The 18141-nt window shown below is 73.2% G+C and carries 16 protein-coding genes; 13 read left to right on the plus strand and 3 right to left on the minus strand.

The genetic code is table 11. From position 1 onward, the window contains the following. Position 1 precedes the first annotated feature (1 nt). Together GA0070620_RS04475 and GA0070620_RS04480 are read left to right on the plus strand one after the other, a co-directional pair. The gene (locus GA0070620_RS04475; protein ID WP_091598026.1) at positions 2-808 is read left to right on the plus strand and encodes a class I SAM-dependent methyltransferase; all 807 of its coding nucleotides are present in this window, start codon (positions 2-4) and stop codon (positions 806-808) included. Between the two features lie 152 nt (positions 809-960). After that, the gene (locus GA0070620_RS04480; protein WP_091588683.1) at positions 961-1341 is read left to right on the plus strand and encodes a DUF2267 domain-containing protein; all 381 of its coding nucleotides are present in this window, start codon (positions 961-963) and stop codon (positions 1339-1341) included. Positions 1342-1402: 61 nt separating this feature from the next. Here GA0070620_RS04480 and GA0070620_RS04485 read toward each other — a convergent pair whose 3' ends face one another. After that, positions 1403-3112: a coiled-coil domain-containing protein gene (locus tag GA0070620_RS04485; RefSeq protein ID WP_157741533.1), complete on the minus strand. Its 1710-nt coding sequence runs from the start codon at positions 3110-3112 to the stop codon at positions 1403-1405. Between the two features lie 332 nt (positions 3113-3444). Here GA0070620_RS04485 and GA0070620_RS04490 point away from each other — a divergent pair, with 332 nt between their 5' ends. Beyond that, a complete protein-coding gene (locus GA0070620_RS04490) occupies positions 3445-4236 on the plus strand; it encodes a maleylpyruvate isomerase N-terminal domain-containing protein (RefSeq protein ID WP_091588684.1) in 792 nt (263 codons plus the stop codon). A 112-nt stretch (positions 4237-4348) separates the two neighbouring features. Here the strand turns inward: GA0070620_RS04490 and GA0070620_RS04495 are convergent, their stop codons facing one another. After that, entirely contained in the window at positions 4349-5380 is a 1032-nt protein-coding gene (locus GA0070620_RS04495; RefSeq protein WP_091588685.1) for a LacI family DNA-binding transcriptional regulator, read from the minus strand. A 148-nt stretch (positions 5381-5528) separates the two neighbouring features. Between GA0070620_RS04495 and GA0070620_RS04500 the strand changes: the two genes are divergently transcribed. The 7 genes from GA0070620_RS04500 (at position 5529) to GA0070620_RS04530 (ending at position 13481) form a co-directional block, all read left to right on the plus strand. Further along, on the plus strand, positions 5529-6734 hold the full coding sequence (locus GA0070620_RS04500) for an amino acid ABC transporter substrate-binding protein (protein WP_231922229.1): 1206 nt from the start codon (positions 5529-5531) through the stop codon (positions 6732-6734). 6 nt (positions 6735-6740) lie between these two features. Next, on the plus strand, positions 6741-7628 hold the full coding sequence (locus GA0070620_RS04505; protein ID WP_091588687.1) for a branched-chain amino acid ABC transporter permease: 888 nt from the start codon (positions 6741-6743) through the stop codon (positions 7626-7628). Positions 7629-7692: 64 nt separating this feature from the next. Beyond that, on the plus strand, positions 7693-8787 hold the full coding sequence (locus GA0070620_RS04510; RefSeq protein ID WP_231922230.1) for a branched-chain amino acid ABC transporter permease: 1095 nt from the start codon (positions 7693-7695) through the stop codon (positions 8785-8787). After that, positions 8784-9536 carry an ABC transporter ATP-binding protein gene (locus tag GA0070620_RS04515; protein ID WP_091588688.1) on the plus strand — a complete coding sequence of 251 codons (753 nt, stop codon included), beginning with the start codon at positions 8784-8786 and terminating at the stop codon, positions 9534-9536. Before GA0070620_RS04510 ends, GA0070620_RS04515 begins: the two co-directional genes overlap by 4 nt. Then, positions 9526-10275, plus strand: a complete 750-nt coding sequence (locus tag GA0070620_RS04520) for an ABC transporter ATP-binding protein (protein ID WP_091588689.1) — start codon at positions 9526-9528, stop codon at positions 10273-10275. The genes GA0070620_RS04515 and GA0070620_RS04520 overlap by 11 nt, the downstream gene beginning before the upstream one ends. Positions 10276-10382: 107 nt before the next feature. Beyond that, on the plus strand, positions 10383-11348 hold the full coding sequence (locus tag GA0070620_RS04525; protein WP_091588690.1) for a LamG-like jellyroll fold domain-containing protein: 966 nt from the start codon (positions 10383-10385) through the stop codon (positions 11346-11348). Between the two features lie 36 nt (positions 11349-11384). Further along, positions 11385-13481, plus strand: coding sequence for a PQQ-dependent sugar dehydrogenase (locus GA0070620_RS04530; RefSeq protein ID WP_231922231.1), 2097 nt, complete (start codon positions 11385-11387; stop codon positions 13479-13481). 82 nt (positions 13482-13563) lie between these two features. Here GA0070620_RS04530 and GA0070620_RS04535 read toward each other — a convergent pair whose 3' ends face one another. Further along, a complete protein-coding gene (locus tag GA0070620_RS04535; RefSeq protein ID WP_231922232.1) occupies positions 13564-14592 on the minus strand; it encodes a LacI family DNA-binding transcriptional regulator in 1029 nt (342 codons plus the stop codon). A 223-nt stretch (positions 14593-14815) separates the two neighbouring features. Between GA0070620_RS04535 and GA0070620_RS04540 the strand changes: the two genes are divergently transcribed. From GA0070620_RS04540 to GA0070620_RS04550, 3 genes are all read left to right on the plus strand, one after another. Further along, a complete protein-coding gene (locus GA0070620_RS04540) occupies positions 14816-15967 on the plus strand; it encodes a Gfo/Idh/MocA family protein (protein WP_091588693.1) in 1152 nt (383 codons plus the stop codon). A gap of 76 nt (positions 15968-16043) precedes the next feature. Further along, positions 16044-17207: a dihydrodipicolinate synthase family protein gene (locus tag GA0070620_RS04545; RefSeq protein ID WP_091588694.1), complete on the plus strand. Its 1164-nt coding sequence runs from the start codon at positions 16044-16046 to the stop codon at positions 17205-17207. Next, positions 17204-18121 carry a sugar phosphate isomerase/epimerase family protein gene (locus GA0070620_RS04550; RefSeq protein WP_091588695.1) on the plus strand — a complete coding sequence of 306 codons (918 nt, stop codon included), beginning with the start codon at positions 17204-17206 and terminating at the stop codon, positions 18119-18121. The genes GA0070620_RS04545 and GA0070620_RS04550 overlap by 4 nt, the downstream gene beginning before the upstream one ends. Positions 18122-18141: the final 20 nt, after the last annotated feature.

The raw sequence follows: 18141 nt of genomic DNA on the forward strand, positions 1-18141 counted from the left end.
GATGCCGACGGAGACCATCGACAGCGCGTACGCGTTCGACAACACCGCCGCCGACGCGGTGCCCCAGCTGCGCGCGCTGGAGGAGTTCCTCGACCCGATCACGATGCGCCGCCTCGCGCCGCCGGTGCTCGCCCCGGCCGCCCACTGCTGGGAGGTGGGCGCCGGCGGCGGCTCGGTCGCCCGGGGCCTGGCCTGGGCGGTCGGCGTGGAGGGTCGCGTGCTCGCCACCGACATCGACACCGCACGGCTGACCCCGATGGCCAACCTCGACGTCCGCCGGCACGACGTGCGCACCGACCTGCCGCCGGGTGAGGCGTTCGACCTGGTCCACGCCCGGCTGGTCCTGCTGCACCTACCGGAGCGCCGGCGCGTCCTCCGGGCGTTGGTCGGGGCGCTCGCGCCCGGCGGCTGGCTGGTGGTGGAGGAGTTCGACTGCACCGCGCCGCTGCGGGTGCTCACCGCGCCGAACGACGACGCGGCGAAGCTCTTCGGCCAGGTCACCGACGCGATGCTCGGCATCCTGCAGGGCCACGGGGCCGACCTGGCGTGGGCGCAGGACGTGCACGGGGAGATGGCCCGGGTCGGCCTGGTCGACGTCGACACCGTCACCCACGCGGAGAGCTGGGCCGGCGGCTCCAGCGGTGCCTCGCTGTACGAGACCAACTCCCGCCAGCTCGAACCGGAGTTGCGGGACGCCGGCTTCACGCCCGGCCAGCTGGAGGTGTTCCGCAAGCTGCTGCGCGACCCCGCCTTCGCCGTGATGTCGTACCAGTTCGTGTCGACGCGCGGCCGGCGCGAACCCCGGTAGCCGCCCGCGGGTGCGTCGGGGCCGGTGAGGGCGGCGATTACCCGCCCCCGCCGGCCCCGACGTGCCAGACTTCGGGGAGGTGGAGACGTCCCCTGCCGTCCGTCGTTCCCTCCGGCCCGGTTGCCCGATCAACGGTCAGGAAGGGAGCGCACGTGAAATACCACGAGTTCGTCGCCGCCGTACGCGAACGCGGCGAGTACGCCAGCGCGGCGGAGGCCGAGGGGGTGATCCGCGCGGTGCTCAGCGTCCTCGCCGCCCGACTGACCCCGGGCGAGGCCTGCGACCTGGCGTCCCAGCTGCCCCAGGGCATCGCCGAGATCCTCGAGGAGCAGCACGAGCCGACCCTGCAGCTGTCGGTACAGGAGTTCCTCAACCGCATCGCCGCCGGCACCGGGGCGACGACGCGGACCGCCCAGTGGGATGCCGGTGCCGTGCTGTCGACGGTCGCGGACGCGGTGACCTGGGGCGAACTCAACGACGTCATCACCCAGCTGCCGTCCGGCTACGCCGCGCTCTTCGGCACCGAGGCGTGAGGTGACGGGCCGCGGGTGACGGCCGCGCCGCCGACCGGAGATCGGCGGCGCGGCGACCCGGTCACGCCTGCTCCGCGACCCCCGTGTCGGCCCGCCGACCGGTCGGCTGGAACATGTCGACCCGCGACTCGGCGGGTGGAATCATGCCGACGCGTCGCTCAGCCGCCTCGAACAGGCTGACCCGCGGCTCACCGTCGCCGGCATCGTCGGGCCGCCCGGTCGGTGCCTCGTCGACCGGCTGGTCGTCGTGCTCCGCCTCGCCGGCCAGCGGCCCGCCACCGGTCGGGTCACCGGTCCGCCGCTCGTCGGCGTCGACCCCGGCCCGTCGCCCGTCCGGGTCCGCGTCGGGCCGCCGCTCCGCGGCCACCGCGCTCTCCGGACGCTGTTCGTCGCCCACAGCGCCGGCCGTGCGGTCGGCCCGCTGCTCGTCGCCCTCGGTCTCCTCCGGACGCCGTGCGGCCGCCTCGGTCTCACCGGCCGACCGATCCACCGAGCGCGGTGCCACCATCGGGTACTCGGCGGTCGCCACGCCGCCCGCGGCGGCGGCCATCACCGCGGCCGCCGCGAGGTCGGCCACCCGCTTGGCCTCGCGCTGCACCCGGGCCCGGACGTCCTTCGCGTGGCGCTCGGCCGAGTCCGCCGCCCGCCGCGCCGCGTCGAGGCGCTCGACCTCCGAGCTGAGCTCCCGGCGGATCTCGTCGAGGCGCTGCCGCACCTGACCCAGCTCCCGCTCCGCCTCCGCCTGCTCGTGACGCGACTCGGCGAGCTGCTGGCGGGCGCTCTCCAGCTCGGTCTGCATCTGCGCGACGGTCTGCTGCCGGGCCGAGAGCTCCTGCTGCACGATGGTCAGCCGCTCCTGGTGCTGGGCGATCTGCTCGTCCGCCCGCTGGCGCACCTCCGTGGCGTACTGCTGCGCCTCGGCGATGAGCGAGCCGATCGTCTGCTCCGCGGCGTTGCGCTGGCCGGCGATCTCCCGCTCGGCCGCGGCCCGCTGCTCCGCCAGGTCCTGCTCGGCGGCGGCCCGGCGCTCGTTGACATCCCGCTCGATGTTGGCCTGCCACTGGGCCAGCTCCTGCTGGCTCTTGGTGCGCGCGGCCTGGAGCTCCTGCTGGATCTGCGTGCGGGCGGCGCGGGTCAGCGCCTCCGAGGCGGCCCGGGCCTGCTCGATCTGCTGAGCGCTCTGCTCGGCGATCCGCTTCGCCTCCTGGCGGGCACGTTCGTGGGCGGCCTCGCCGTCGGCGCGCAGCTTCTCCGCCGCGTCGCGGACCTCGGCCAGCTCGGTCTCCACCGCGGTGCGCCGCTCCTCGTACGCCTTCTCCTGCTCGTCGCGGCGCGCCGCCAGTTCGTCCTCCAGCTCCTGCAGCGCCCGGGCGGTCCGTTCCCGCGCCTCGACGAGCGTCCGCTCCGCCTCGGCGTGCAGCTCGTCGGCGCGCTGCGCGGCGGTCTCGCTGATCGCCGCGGCCTGCTTCTCCGCGAGCGCGAGGATCTGGTCGACCATCGGACCGAGGTCACGGAACGACGCCCGATCCGGCTGGGCCGGGCGCTGGCGCAGCTCGGTCAGCTCGGCGTGCAGCTGCTGGATCTGGCCGGTCAGCTCCCGCGTCTGGCCACCGGCCCGGTCCCGCTCGGCCGCCAGCGCCGCCAGCTGACCGTTCACCTGCTCGACGTACCAGTCGACCTGCCGTTTGTCGTAGCCCCGCCGCGCCAGCTCAAAGGTGGGTCGCGAGACCCCGACCTCGCGTGCCGCGAACGGCTCGTCGCCGTTGGACATCCGCCATCCTCCGTACCATCCCGAGCGCCCTGTCACCCCGCGGGCCATGATGAGGCGCAACGCTACCGGGACGCCGACGGTGTCCGTCGTCCCGGCCCGGCCATCCCGTGGCGCATCCGGGCGGTCGCCGTGCGTCACCGGCCGGACTTGCCCCGGCTCGGACCGCTCCGGCCTGGGCGTCCTCCGGAACGGGGGCGTCAACAATGGAGTCGGCGAGGTCGTCGCGGTCCGTGTCGTGGGTTGTCGGCTGCGGCATGATGGTTCCCGGCGTCGGCCACCGGCCCGGTCCGCGGTCGCGGAGCGTGCCGGCCCGGATCAGTGACAGGAGAACCATGACCACGACCGCGGACCAGACGATCGCCGCACTGCGCAGCGGACACGACGCGCTCGCCGCCTTCGTCCGCAAACTCGATCCGGACGACCTGGTCCGGCCGTCCGGTGCCGCCGAGTGGACGGTGTCGCAGGTGCTCAGCCACCTCGGCAGTGGCGCCGAGATCAACCTGGCGGCGCTGCGGGCGGCCCAGGCGGGGGACCCCGCGCCCGGCGGGGACTTCAACCCGACGGTGTGGGCGCGGTGGGACGCGATGCCGCCCGCCGAGCACGCCGCCGGTTTCCTCGACGCCAACGAGCGGCTGGTCGAGGCGTACGAGGCGCTGGACCCCACCGCCCGGGCGGAGCTGCGCGTCGACCTGGGTTTCCTGCCCGAGCCGGTGGATGTCGCCACCGCCGCCAGGATGCGTCTGAGCGAGTTCGCCCTGCACCGGTGGGACGTCGAGGTCGGGTTCGATCCGGCCGCGACGGTGGCCGCCGACGCGGTGCCGCTGCTGCTCGACCAGGTCGGCGCGATGCTCGCCTGGACCGGTCGACCGGACGTGCTCGGTGGCCGCCGGGCCGTGCTCGCCGTGCGGCTGCACGACCCGGAGCGGACGTACGGGCTGCGGCTGGGTGAGCGGGTCGAGCTGACCGAGGCTCCGGAGCAGTCGGACGGTGAGCTGGTGGCGCCCGCCGAGGCGTGGCTGCGCCTCACGGTCGGCCGGCTCGGGCCGCGGTACACGCCGGAGGGTGTGCGGGTGACCGGCGCGGTCGACCTCGACGAGCTGCGCGGCGTCTTCCCCGGCTTCTGACGGGACCCGCGCCACGGTGGGCCGGCCCCGGACCGGGTCGGCCCACCGGGGGTGACCGGCCGGCGTCGCGGGGCGCGCCCGCCGGCGCTCGGTCGGGGACGGCCGGCACGGGTCAGGCCGGCGCCGGGCCGGTGGAGTCGCGGACCACGAGGGTGTGACCGGTGGAGCGGCGGCGCGGTCGGGTCGTGCGGGGCTTGAGCGCGAGGGCGAGCGCCATCCGACCCATGTCGGTCATCGGCAGCCGGACGGTGGTGAGGCTGGGCGCCAGGTCGGCGGCGACGGAGACGTCGTCGAACCCGACCACCGACATCCGCTCCGGCACGGGAATGCGGTGCGCGCGCAGCACCGCCAGCACGCCCATCGCCATCGCGTCGTTGAGCGCGACGATGGCGGTCGTCCCCGGGTGCTCGGCGAGGATCCGCTCGGCGGCGAGCCGGCCGCCCTCCCGGGTGAAGTCGGTGTGCACCACGGCAAGGTCGGCGAGGTCCAGGCCGTGGCGTTGCAGCGCGGCGGCCACCCCGGCGAGCCGGTCGGCGACGGTGGTCAGACCCTCGGTGCCGGCCGCGACGGCGATGCGCCGGTGTCCCAGCCCGAGCAGGTGCTCGGCGAGGACCCGGCCACCGGCCTCGTTGTCCGGCAGCACCGCGTCGGCGCCGAGCGAGTGGCGGCCGATGACGGCGACGCGTCCGCCCAGGTTCTGGTAGGCCGACAGCTCCGCCCTGGTCTCCGCCTCCACCCGGTGGTCGGTGTAGCCGGAGCCGGCGATGAGGATGATGCCGACCCGCTGGGCGATGAGGTGGCGGATCTGGCGAAGCTCGAATTCGGGGTCGCGCCCGGAGTGGCAGATCTGCACGAGCAGCCCCTGCTCGGCGGCGACCTGGATGACCCCGCCGGCGATCTCGGAGAAGTAGGGGTCGTCCACCTGGTGCACCACGAGGCCCACTGTGGAGCTCGCTCCGCCGGCCAGGGTGCGGGCGTAGGGATTGGCCACGTAGCCCAGCTCCTGGGAGACCCGCCGCACCCGGTCGGCGACCTCCTCGCTGACCCCGTCGCGGCCGGCGAGCGCGCGCGAGGCGGTCGCCAGCGACACGCCGGCCCGCTCCGCCACGTCGACGAGGCGCAACCTCGACCCAGGCTTGGGCATCTGTAACGCTCCCGAAATACATCGATGCTGACGCGTCTTCGGCTATTGCCAGTGACGTAGCCCACAGCCTAGAGTACGAAAGCGCTTTCGTAAGCGCTTCCAGCCCGGTGCAAAGGAGCGTCCGAGGATGTCCACCCGGTTGACAAGAATGAGATGGGCAACGGCGGTCGGCGCGACGATGGTCCTCGCGCTCGGTGCCTGCAGCGGGGGCGACGGCGAGGGTTCAGCCTCCGGCGACGATCCGATCGTGGTCGGCATCTCGCTGCCGCTCACCGGAGACTTCTCCGAGCCCGGCAAGGGTGTGCAGCGCGGTTACCAGGCCTGGGCGAAGATCGTCAACGACAAGGGCGGGCTCCTGGGCCGTCCGGTCGAGCTGAAGATCCTCGACGACCAGTCCAACGCCGACCGGGTCGTCTCCGACTACGAGCAGCTCATCGGCCAGGACCAGGTCGACGTCGTGGTGGGTCCCTTCTCGACCCGGCTCGTCGTGCCGGCCGCCCGGGTGGCCGAGGAGTACGGCATGTTGTTCGTCGAGCCCGCGGGCGCGGCGAAGGAGGTCTTCGAGCAGGGCTTCAAGAACCTCTTCTACGCCGCCCCGGCGGTGGCCAACGACCACTACAACCACCTCGCGGAGCACATCCTCGCCCTCCCGCCGGAGCAGCGGCCGACCACCGCGGCGTACGCGGCGATGGACGACCCGTTCGCGCAGGGCACCGCGTACGGTCTCAAGGAGAAGCTGGCCGCCGGCGGGATCCGCACGGTCGTGGACGAGGTCTACCCGCCGAACACCACCGACTTCAGTGGCATCGCCGCGAAGATCGCCTCCTCGAAGGCGGACATCGTGGTCGGTGGGTCGCAGTACCAGGACGGCGTGAACCTGATCGTCGCCCTCCAGCAGCTCAACTACCAGCCGAAGCTGGCCGCCTTCTCCACGGCGCCGACCAGCCCGGAGTTCGCGGCCGCCATCGGCAACAAGACCGAGGGCATCCTGGCGCCCACCGGCTACACGCAGAAGGCGCCCTACCCGAGCAACGTCGAGTTCGTCGAGAAGTACACCGCCCAGTTCGGCTCGCCGCCGGAGGAGGACGAGGCGAACGCGTACACCACCGGCCAGGTCGTCGCCGCCGCGATCACCGCCGTCGGCTGCGCCGAGCAGGGCGACTGCCAGAAGAAGCTGATCGAGTGGGTCCGCGGCAACACGGTGGAGACCGTCGTCGGTCCGCTGAGCTGGGACGCCACCGGCAAGCCGAAGGGCGCGCACATGATCCAGCAGTGGGTCAAGGGAGAGATCCAGATCGTGCTTCCCGCCGACGCCAAGGAAGCCGACTTCGTCTTCCCGAAGCCGGCCTGGTAGGCGCGGATGTCCTCCGGCGCGCTGATCTTCCAGAGCGTCATCCTGGGTCTGCTCCTCGGTGGGCTCTACGCCCTGCTGGCCTCGGGCCTGACGCTCTACTTCGGAATCATGCGGGTGGTGATGATCGCCCACTCGGCGTTCCTCATCCTCGCCGCGTACCTGGCCTGGTGGTGGCACAGCCGGCTCGGCGTCGACCCGCTGCTGTCGCTGGTCGTCACGGTCCCGCTGTTCTTCGGCGCGGGCGTGCTGCTGCAACGGCTGCTGCTGTCCCGGCTGCGCCCGGCGACCCTCACCATGATGTCGGTGCTGCTCACCTTCGCCATCGCGGTGATGATCGAGGGACTGCTGGGGTACGCGTTCACCGGCACCCAGCGGCGCATCCAGCTCGGCTACGGCTCGGCGAACATCGAGCTGTTCGGCGCCCGGATCGCGGTGGTGAAGCTGATCGCGTTCGGCCTCGCCGCCGCCGCGCTGCTGACGCTCTGGCTGCTGCTCAAGAAGACGACGTTCGGGTGGGCGCTGCGGGCGACGATCCAGCACCGCGACGCCGCCCGGCTGGTCGGGATCGACACCGACCGGGTGGCGGGCTTCGGTTTCGGCCTCGGCCTGGCCAGCGCGGCCGTCGGCGGCACCGCCCTGGCCCTGGACACCACCATCTACCCGTCGCTGCACTGGCACTGGATCGGCCCGCTGATGGCGATCATCGTGGTCGGCGGGCTGGGCAGCGTGCCGGGCGCGGCGGCCGCCGCGATGGTGCTCGGCCTGACGCAGAGCCTGTTGCAGATCCCGCTGAACACCACCTGGGCGCAGACCGTCTTCTACCTCGCGCTCTTCGCCACGCTGGCGTTCCGCCCGCAGGGATTCTTCGGAGGTCGGCTTGCCCAGCGCTTCTGAACCCACACCGACGACGGCAGGCCCCACCACCACCGCGCCGGGCGGCGGCGCGCGTCCACCCCTGGTGACCGTCGCACGGGCCGCGAAGGGGATCGCGCTCCTGGCGCTCGTCGCGGTGGCGCTCGCGTTCCCGTCGCTGGCGCCCAACCCGTACATCCTCTCGGCCGGCATCCTGGTGCTGAACTACGCGGTCCTGTCGACGTCGTGGAACTTCGTCGGCGGGTTCACCGGCTACATCTCGCTGGGGCACGGCGCCCTGGCCGGGCTGGGCGCGTACGGCACCGGCCTGCTGGTCACGAAGGCCGGCCTGCCGAGCTTCCTGGCCCTGGCGGTCTCGGCCGTGCTGGTGGCGGCCCTGGCGGTGCCGATCGGCTACGCGGCGCTGCGGGTGCGCGGCGCCTCCTTCGTGATCGTGTCGATCGCGCTGGTGCTGGTCCTGCTGCTGGTCTTCCAGAGCTGGGCGTCGTTCACCGGTGGGTCGCGTGGGCTGGTCGTGCCGCGGCCCTTCCCCGACCTGCTGCGTCCCGAACACCACCGGGTCTTCTGGTTCCTCTTCGTGGCCCTGCTGGCGCTCGCGCTGCTGGTGTGGTGGGTGATCGACCGCTCACGGTTCGGCCTGGGGCTGAAGGCGATCCGGGAGGACGAGGACAAGGCCGAGGCGCTGGGCACCCCGACGTTCGCCTACAAGCTGGTGGTCTTCGTGATCTCCGCCGGCTTCACCGCCTCGGCGGGCGGCCTCTACGCCCTCTGGTTCGGTGACCTCGACCCGGTCTTCCAGTTCTCCATCCTCACCGGGTCGTACATGGTGCTGATGGCGCTCCTCGGCGGCGTCCGCAACCTGTTCGGCCCGCTGCTCGGCGCCGTGGTCGTCGGGACCGCGCTGGAGTACTTCAAGGTGGAGTACGGCAACACGCCGCTGCACCTGGTCGCCACCGGCCTGCTGCTCGCGCTCGTCGTGCTGTTCATGCCGGACGGGGTGCTGCCGGCGATCGCGGCGCAGATCGAGCGGTTCCGGCCGGCCCAGCACTCGATCCGCGAGGTGACCGCCGCGCAGCTGCGCGAGCAGCGGGAGCGCGGCGAGGCGGACGGCGTGCCGCCCGAGATGGCGGCCGCGGGCAACGGCGGGCCGGGCGCGGCGTCGGCGAGGGAGCGGTCATGACCGAGCGGAACGGGAGCGGGGAGGCGCTGCGCACCGAGGGCCTGACCAAGGCGTTCGGCGGCGTGGTCGCCCTCGACGGCGCGAGCGTGGCCTTCCGGCACGGCCAGGTCAACGCGTTGATCGGCCCCAACGGCTCCGGCAAGACGACGTTCTTCAACTGCGTCACCGGCATGATCCGCGCCGACGGCGGTCGCACCACCTACCGGGGGCGCGACATCACCCGGTCCACACCGCACGCGATCGCGCACGCCGGCGTCGGCCGAACGTTCCAGCTGTGCCGGGTGTTCCCCCGGATGTCCGCGCTGGACAACGTCCTCGCCGCCGTACGACCGGCGGGGTTGCTCGGGCAGCTGCGCGGCGCGCACGGCCGGGCGGAGGTCGACCGGGCGCGGAGCTGGCTGACCCGGCTGGGCATCGAGCACCTCGCCGACGTGGAGGCCCGCAACATGTCCTGGGGGCAGCAGAAGCTGCTGGAGCTGGCCGGCGTCCTCATGAGCGACCCGGAGACCGTCCTGCTCGACGAGCCGGCGGGCGGGGTCAACCCGGCGCTGCTCGACCGCATCGGCGGCCTGGTCCGCGAGCTCAACGCCGAGGGGCGCACCTTCGTGATCGTCGAGCACAACATGGACCTGGTCATGAGCATCAGTGATCACATCGTGGTCTTCGACCGCGGCCGGCCCATCGCGGAGGGGCCGCCGTCCGTCATCCGCTCCGACGAACGCGTGCTGGGGGCCTACCTTGGCGTCTGAGATCGAACTCATCGACATCCAGGCCGGCTACGGGCGCGCGGCCCCGGTGCTGCGGGGTCTGACCGTCGCCGTGCCGGCCGGCACGATCGTCTGTCTCGTCGGCCCGAACGGCGCCGGCAAGTCGACCGTGCTGAAGGTGGCGAGCGGCCTGCTCACGCCGCGCTCCGGACGGATCCTGGTCGGTGGCCGGGAGGTCACCGGCCAGGGCCCGCAGCGGATGCTGGCGGCCGGGGTGGCGCACGTCCTCCAGGGACACAGCGTCTTCCGGGAGATGACGGTGGCCGAGAACGTGCTCCTCGGCGGCTACACGCTGAAGAACAAGGCGTTCGTCGCCGAGCGGGTGGAGTTCGTCAAGGAACTCTTCCCGGTGGTGGCCGACCGGTGGGACAGCCTCGCCGGTCTGCTCTCCGGCGGCCAGCAGAAGCAGGTCGAGTTCGCCCGCTCGCTCATGGTGGACCCGAAGGTCGTCCTCCTCGACGAGCCGTCGATGGGGCTCGACCCGAAGGCCACCGCCACGGTCTTCGAACAGGTCGTCCGGATGCGCGACGCCGGCACCGCCGTGCTGCTGGTCGAGCAGAACGCCCGGCGCGCGCTGGAGACCGCGGACCTCGGCTGCGTGCTCGACCTCGGCCGGGTGCACATCTCCGGCCCGGCGTCGGAGCTGCTGGCCGATCCGCAGCTCGGTGAGCTCTACCTCGGCGGGCGGCCCGCCGAGCCCCCGGTCACCCCGAAGGTCTGAACCGATCGGCACCACCGCACCACCGACATAGGTAGGCCCGGCGCGTCCGGTAAGCGCTTACCGACCGCCCGGGCCGGCGAACTTCGTGGCACAGAGAGGTGTACGCGATGTCGAGACCACGACGCGTCGCCGCCGCGACCGCCGCCCTCGTGGCGGCCGGTCTGCTGGCGGGCGCCGCGGCACCACCCGCCGCGGCCGGCTGGCCCGGCCCGCGCGACGTCCACCCGTCCCTGCGAGAGAACCTGGTCGCCTACTACGACTTCGACCATCCGGTCCCCGGTGACCCGGCGCTGGAACGCGACCAGGGCCGCTCGGGCACCGAGATCGAACTGGTCAACGGCGGCGCCCAGATGCGGGTACGCGACCGGGCGTACGCCGGCAGCGGCCGGGCGCTGGAGACCCGGCAGGTCGAGCCGACCGTCGCCGGCAACGACGACTGGAAGGCCGGCACCTGGTCGGCCAGCGGCGTCCGCACGCTGCGGCCGTTCAACGCCGTGGCCGGCACCACCGTCATGGGCTGGTTCAAGGTGGGCATGACCGGCCCTCGGCCGAACTCCACCACCGCCAACCCCGACGACCTGTTCAACGCGATCGGGCTCGCCGGCGTGCTGACCGGCGACTCCGACGGTCACGGCGTCCGGGCGCTGCTCGAACTCATCGACGTCAACGGGGAGTTGCGGCTGGTCGCGCTGGGCCGGCGGCTCGACGGCGGCAACTCGCAGACGTACGCGGCGAACGAGGACTGGCGCCGGCTGCTCCCGGTGGGCGAGTGGGTGCATTTGGCCGCCACGTTCGACTTCGCCACGGGTGCCATGGCCCTCTACCGCAACGGCAGGCCGCTGGCCGGGTTCTACACCCGCACGGACGACCCGTGGCTGGTCGGCGGCCCCGGGCCGCACGTCACCACCGCCACCGACCCCCGCGGCATCAAGATCGGTGGGAGCTATCCGCAGGACAGCCGCGAGCAGAACCCGTGCGACTGCCGCATGGACTCGCTGATGTTCCTCGACCGCGTCGTCTCGGCCCGGGACGTCGAGAAGCAGTACCGACACATGACCGCCCGCGGGCGCTGACCCGCCCCACCACCCGTCCCCGAGAATGGAGTGACCGTGCGCATCTCCACTCGTAGCGCGCGCAGATCGGCGACCACCGCCGTGCTCGCGGCCGCCGCCCTCACCCTGTCCCTGCTGGTCGCGCCGCCCGCCCAGGCCGCCGACCCGATCTACGACCCCATCCCGCAGGCGCAGATCCAGAGCCGCCTCGGGCTCGTCCTGAGCGAGTACGCGTCCTTCCCGAAGTCGGAGCCGACGCCCGCCCCGACCGACCAGCGACTCGTCCGGCAGGCCCGGATCAACACCATCATGGAGATTCCGGACGGCTCCGGTCGTCGGGCCGTACCGGACCTCAACGGCCGGCTCTACGTGGTCCGCGACGGCGTGCCGCACGTCTACCTCGACGTCGCCGCGACCTTCGCGCCCAAGTTCTTCTCCGGCCGCGGTCTCGGCCAGGGCTTCGGCTACGTCGCGTTCCACCCGGACTTCAAGCGCAGTGGCAGGTTCTACACCGTCCACACCGAGCAGGCGTCGCTGGCGACCGAGGTGCCCGACTGGTCGCAGACCGGCACCATCTACCACGGTGTGATCACCGAGTGGACGGCCGGCGACCCGGCCGCCGACACCTTCGCCGGCACCCACCGGGAGGTGCTGCGCATCGGCTTCGGCGGCCAGGTCCACGGCATCCAGGAGATCAACTTCAACCCGACCGCGAAGAAGCGGGACGCCGACTACGGCATGCTCTACATCGCGGCCGGCGACGGCGGGCTCGGCGTCCGCAACACCGACCCGCAGAACCTCGCGCTCCCGCACGGCAAGCTGCTGCGGATCGACCCGCTCGGCACCAACGCGGCCAGCCGGCGGTACGGGATCCCGCCGTCGAACCCGTTCGTCGGTCAAGCCGGGGCGCTCGGCGAGATCTACGCGGTCGGCTTCCGGGACCCGCACCGGTTCAGCTGGGACCGGCAGACCGGCAAGCTGTACCTCGGCCACATCGGTGAGCACGCCATCGAGGCGATCTACGAGGTGCGGCCCGGCGACAACTTCGGCTGGAGCGAGCGCGAGGGGGCGTTCGTCTTCGACAAGGCGTCGACCCGCCCGTGCGACAAGCTCTTCCCGCTGCCCGAGGACGACGCCCAGTACGGCTACACCTACCCGGTCGCCGCGTACGACCACGACCCGGCGCCGGGCTGGAACTGCACCTCGGACGTCGGGGTCGCGGTGGCCGGCGGCTTCGTCTACCGGGGTCGGGACGTGCCGGCGCTGCGCGGCAAGTACGTCTTCGGCGACCTCGTCGACGGGCGGGTGCTCTACACGGAGGCGACGGAGATGCGGCGCGGCGAGGGCCTGGCCCCCATCCACCGGCTGGCCCTCTTCGACGCCGCAGGCAACCCGGTGCGGATGCAGGACCTGTCCGGCGTCGGCGCGCCCGGCGACCCGAACCGGGTGGACCTGCGCTTCGGCACCGACGCGCAGGGTGAGCTGTACATCCTCGCCAAGGCCAACGGCAAGGTGTGGAAGGTGACCGGCACGCGGGAGTTCGCCGCCACGAAGCCCGGCAACACCAAGGTCAAGGACACCATGCGGCCGAGCAACTGGGCCCCGGTGACCCCGTCGAAGTGGCAGTTCACCGGCGAGCAGGTCATCCTCGCCGAGGCGGGCGTGCAGCGGCCGGGCCCGCGCCGGCCGTTCGAGTACGCCGTGCTCACCGCCGGACCGGAGTTCGGGGCCGTGGACGTCACCGCCGAGGTGCGGCTGGACACGCCAGTCGAGGTGACCAACCGGGACGTCATCATCGTCTTCGGCTACCGGTCGGACACCGAGTTCTACTACGCCCACGTGTCGACGGACAACACGATCCTGCCGCACAACGGCATCTTCAAGGTCAACAACGCGGACCGGGAGCGCATCGACTACCAGTGGAACGGGCGCTCCCGTGGCGCCGCACCGGCCATCGTGGACGCGGACTGGCACACGGTCCGGGTTCGGCACCTGCCGGCGACCGGCGAGATCGCGGTCTACGTCGACGGGGCGAAGGACCCGCTGATGACCGCGAAGGACACCACGTTCGACTCGGGCCGGGTGGGCTTCGGCTCGTTCGACAACGTCGGGCGGATGCGTGACCTCACCGTACGTGGCACTCCGGCGGCCTGACCGGCCACCGGCCGGGCGGGGGAGCGGCGGCAGCGTGGCCGCCGCTCCCCACCCGGGGCGGCCCGGCGGGCCGCGGGTCGGATCAGGACGGTACGCGGGGAGTGCTGGCCCGGAGCACGACCTCGCCGCCGACCCGGCGCACGCGGGGACGCGCGACGTCGTCCTCCAGGGCCAGGCGGACGGCGAGCGCCCCGATCTCCTCCAGGGGGATCCGGACGGTGGTCAGCCCTGGGTTCACGTCGCGCAGGGTCGCGATGTCGTCGAAGCCGGCGACGGCCATGCCGGCCGGCGGCTCCAGACCCCGGTCGCGCATCGCGGCCATCGCGCCCACGGCCATCACGTCGTTGACCGCGAACACGCAGGTCACATCCGGCTCCCGGTCGAGCAGCCGGTGCATGGCGTCGTAGCCGCCGTCGCGGGTGAACGGCCCGGACACGACGTGGTCCGGGTCGAGCCGGCCGCCCCGCCGGCTCAGCGCCGCGCGGAACCCGGCCACCCGCTCGCTCGCGGTGAGCAGGTCGCCGGGGCCGCCGAGCACCGCGAACCGGCGGTGGCCGAGGTCGTGCAGGGCCTCGCCGAGGTCGCGCGCGCCGCCATGGTTGTCGATCGAGATGGTGTCGACCGGGAGCCGGGGCTGGCTCACGGCCACGGCCCGGCCTCCCTCGGCCTCGAACGCGGCCAGTTCGTCGGCGAGCCGGTCGGTCGCGGCGCGGTCGTCGGTGCGGCTGCCGACGACGATGACGACGCTGGCCCAGTGCCGCCGGAACGCGCCGACGTAGTCGGTCTCCGCCCCCGGCCTGCGTTGCGTGCTGGCCATGGTGACCAGCAGACCGTTCGCGCCCGCCTCACGCATGACACCGGCGGCGACGGCCGAGAAGTAGGGGTCGGCGATGTCGTGCAACGACAGGCCGACGACGTCGGTCCGGCCCCGGGCCATCGCCTGCGCGTGCGCGTTGGGGGAGTAGCGCAGCTCGGCCGCGGCACGGAGCACCCGCTCGCGCAGCTGCTCGCCCACGACCCGGTTGGCGCTGCCGTTGAGGGCGCGGGAGGCGGTGGCCAGCGACACTCCGGCGCGGCGCGCTACGTCGTGCAGCGTGACGGAACCGGTCACGAAACCTGTCCTTCCCGACTCGGTCGCGGGCGGAGATCGCGTGCCGCCAGCGTAGGAATCCCCGGATCGACCGTCAAACCGTGGATCGGGCCGTTGGCCTGCGGGTCCGCGATCCGGCCGTACCGTCGTCGCCGAGCGTGAGCGTCCACCATGGACGGCCCTTGCCTCGGCGACAGGCTCTGCCATACCGTCTCGGTAAGCGCTTTCCCAAGGAGGTTCGTCGATGGCCGCTCGCAAGCTCGGCGTGGTGATGAACGGGGTGACCGGCCGGATGGGCTACCGGCAACACCTCGTGCGATCCGTCCTCGCCATCCGGGAGCAGGGCGGCGTCGCGCTCTCCGACGGCACCCGCGTGCAACTCGAACCCCTGCTCGTCGGCCGGAACGGGACGAAGCTCCGGGAGATCGCCGAACGCCACGACCTGGCTCGCTGGACCACCGACCTGGACGCCGCCCTGGCCGACCCCGACTTCCCGGTCTACTTCGACGCCCAGCTCACCCAGGTGCGGGAGAAGTCCCTGATCAAGGCCATGGACGCCGGTCGCCACGTCTACACCGAGAAGCCCACCGCCGAGTCGCTCATCGGCGCTCTCGACCTCGCCCGGCACGCCCGCCGCGCCGGGGTGAAGAACGGCGTGGTGCACGACAAGCTCTACCTGCCCGGGCTGCTGAAGCTCAAGCGACTGGTCGACGGCGGGTTCTTCGGCCGGATCCTCTCCGTGCGCGGCGAGTTCGGCTACTGGGTCTTCGAGGGTGACTGGCAGCCGGCGCAGCGTCCGAGCTGGAACTACCGCGCGCAGGACGGCGGTGGCATCGCGCTGGACATGTTCCCGCACTGGAGCTACGTGCTGGAGAACCTCTTCGGCCCGGTGCGGGCCGTCACCGCCCGGGTCGTCACCCACATCCCGCACCGCTGGGACGAGCAGGGCAACCGTTACGACGCCACCGCCGACGACGCCGCGTACGCCATCTTCGAACTCGACGGCGGCATCGTCGCGCAGGTCAACTCGTCCTGGGCCGTGCGGGTCAACCGGGACGAGCTGGTGGAGTTCCAGGTCGACGGCACCGACGGCAGCGCGGTCGCCGGGCTGCACCGCTGCCGGGTGCAGCCACGGGCGGTCACCCCGAAACCGGTGTGGAACCCGGACCTGGTCGAGACCCAGCGGTTCCGGGACCAGTGGCAGGAGGTGCCCGACAACGCGGTGCTCGACAACGGCTTCAAGGCCCAGTGGGAGCAGTTCGTCCGGCACGTCGTCGAGGACGCGCCCAACCCGTACGACCTGCTGTCCGGCGCGCGTGGCGTCCAGCTCGCCGACGCCGGCCTGCGCTCCTCGCGGGAGGGTCACCGCGTCGAGCTGCCGGAGCTGACGGCATGAGCGCGCGGAGCGAGCGAATCATCGGGCGCAGGGCGCTCGTGCCTCAGGCCGGCGCCGACCGAAGGGAGGTGACGGCATGAGTGCCGTGGTGTGGTTGCCGCGCGCCGACGGGTCGCTGGAGGAGCGCCGGCTCGCCGAGCCGGCGCGGTGGGACCGGCCCGCCGCCCCGATCACGTCGCGGACCGCGTTCGCCGCCGCGCACGTGGCGGCCGACCCGTTCGGCGACAACGTGCCGGGCGCGCCCGCGGCCGTGGACTGGGAGTCCACCCTGGCGTTCCGCCGGCACCTCTGGTCGTACGGGCTCGGGGTGGCCGAGGCGATGGACACCGCCCAGCGCGGCATGGGGCTCGACTGGGCGACGACCCGGGAGCTCATCGTCCGCAGCGCCGCCGCCGCCCGCGCGGCCGGTGGCCGGATCGCGGCGGGCGCCGGAACCGACCACGTTCCCGCCGACCTCACCACGCTCGACGAGGTCACGGCCGCGTACGAGGAGCAGGTCGAGGTCGTGGAGGCCAGCGGCGCGCAGGTAATCCTGATGGCCAGCCGGCAACTGGCCCGACTCGCCGGTGGTCCCGAGGACTACGCCAAGGTCTACGACCGGCTGCTCACCCAGGTGTCCCGGCCGGTGATCCTGCACTGGCTCGGGCCGATGTTCGACCCGGCGCTGGACGGCTACTGGGGCTCGCCGGAGGTCCCCTTGGCCACCGCGGCGCTGCTCGACCTGATCGGCCGCCACGCGCACCGGGTCGACGGGGTGAAGGTGTCGCTGCTCGACGCCGGGCACGAACGGGAGCTGCGGGCCGCCCTGCCCGAGGGGGTACGCCTCTACACCGGTGACGACTTCAACTACCCGGAGCTGATCCGGGGCGACGGCACCCACCACAGCGACGCCCTGCTCGGCATCTTCGCGGCGATCGCACCGGCCGCGTCCGGCGCCCTCCAGGCCCTCGACCGGGGCGACCTGTCCGGCTACGACGCGGCCCTCGCGCCGACGGTGCCGCTGGCCCGGCACATCTTCGGCACGCCGACCTGGTACTACAAGGCGGGCATCGCGTTCCTGGCCTGGCTCAGCGGCCACCAGCCGGGCTTCACGATGGTCGCCGGGTTGCAGAGCGCCCGCAGCGTGGTGCACCTCGCCGACCTGGCGCGCCTCGCCGACGACGCCCGGCTGCTGCCCGACCCGGACCTCGCCGCCGCGCGGCTGCGCGCGTTCCTGGACGTGGCCGGGGTGCGTCGATGAGCGGCCCGACGGAGTCCACCGTGGACGCGACCGTCGACGTGCCCTCGGGGCGACCGGCCCGGACGGCGACGCCGGCGCCCGGCGACCCCGGACTGGCCCGGCTGTCCCTCAACCAGAAGACCACCGACCGGTGGTCGGTGGCGGAGGCGGTCGCCGGGTGCGTACGGGCCGGCCTGCCCGCGATCGGCCTGTGGCGCGAACCGGTGCGGGCGATCGGCGCGGCCGCCGCCGCGCGCCTCGTCGCCGACGCCGGGCTGCGCGTGTCCTCCCTGTGCCGGGGCGGGTTCCTCACCGCCGCCGACCCGGTCGCCCGGGCCCGCGCGCTCGACGACAACCGCCGCGCCATCGAGGAGGCCGCCGAGGTGGGCGCCGCCTGCCTGGTCCTGGTGGTCGGCGGGCTGCCGGAGGGCTCCCGCGACCTGGCCGGGGCACGCGAACGGGCGGCCGACGGGATCGCCGAGCTGGTCCCGTACGCGGCCCGGCACGGCGTACGGCTCGGTCTGGAGCCCATGCACCCCATCTTCTGCGCCGACCGGGGTGTGCTCTCCACCCTCGGCCAGGCCCTCGACCTCGCCGAGCGGTTCCCGGCCGAGCAGGTCGGCGTCGTGGTCGACACCTTCCACGTCTGGTGGGACCCGGACGTCCTGGCCCAGATCGCGCGCGCCCGGGGCCGGATCGTGAGCTTCCAGGTCTGCGACTGGATCACCCCGCTGCCGCCGGACGCCCTGCTCTCCCGGGGGATGATGGGCGACGGGCACATCGACTTCCGGCTGCTGCGCCGGGCCGTCGAGGCGGCCGGCTACGCCGGGGACATCGAGGTGGAGATCTTCAACGCCGACGTGTGGGCCGCCGACCCCGACGCGGTCGTGGCGACGCTGAGCCGTCGCCACGTGGCCGAGGTGCTCGACGACTGACGGACCCGGCCGGTCCGGCC

This window comes from Micromonospora krabiensis, assembly GCF_900091425.1.
GTDB classification, from domain to species: domain Bacteria; phylum Actinomycetota; class Actinomycetes; order Mycobacteriales; family Micromonosporaceae; genus Micromonospora; species Micromonospora krabiensis.

Excerpts from the sequence above, each read along its gene's own strand:
- GA0070620_RS04485 (WP_157741533.1), bottom strand. The coding sequence starts at position 3,112 with ATGTCCAACGGCGACGAGCCGTTCGCGGCACGCGAGGTCGGGGTCTCG.
- GA0070620_RS04500 (WP_231922229.1), top strand. The coding sequence starts at position 5,529 with ATGAGATGGGCAACGGCGGTCGGCGCGACGATGGTCCTCGCGCTCGGT.
- GA0070620_RS04525 (WP_091588690.1), top strand. The coding sequence starts at position 10,383 with ATGTCGAGACCACGACGCGTCGCCGCCGCGACCGCCGCCCTCGTGGCG.
- GA0070620_RS04490 (WP_091588684.1), top strand. The coding sequence starts at position 3,445 with ATGACCACGACCGCGGACCAGACGATCGCCGCACTGCGCAGCGGACAC.
- GA0070620_RS04495 (WP_091588685.1), bottom strand. The coding sequence starts at position 5,380 with ATGCCCAAGCCTGGGTCGAGGTTGCGCCTCGTCGACGTGGCGGAGCGG.
- GA0070620_RS04515 (WP_091588688.1), top strand. The coding sequence starts at position 8,784 with ATGACCGAGCGGAACGGGAGCGGGGAGGCGCTGCGCACCGAGGGCCTG.
- GA0070620_RS04475 (WP_091598026.1), top strand. The coding sequence starts at position 2 with ATGCCGACGGAGACCATCGACAGCGCGTACGCGTTCGACAACACCGCC.
- GA0070620_RS04550 (WP_091588695.1), top strand. The coding sequence starts at position 17,204 with ATGAGCGGCCCGACGGAGTCCACCGTGGACGCGACCGTCGACGTGCCC.
- GA0070620_RS04540 (WP_091588693.1), top strand. The coding sequence starts at position 14,816 with ATGGCCGCTCGCAAGCTCGGCGTGGTGATGAACGGGGTGACCGGCCGG.
- GA0070620_RS04545 (WP_091588694.1), top strand. The coding sequence starts at position 16,044 with ATGAGTGCCGTGGTGTGGTTGCCGCGCGCCGACGGGTCGCTGGAGGAG.
- GA0070620_RS04505 (WP_091588687.1), top strand. The coding sequence starts at position 6,741 with ATGTCCTCCGGCGCGCTGATCTTCCAGAGCGTCATCCTGGGTCTGCTC.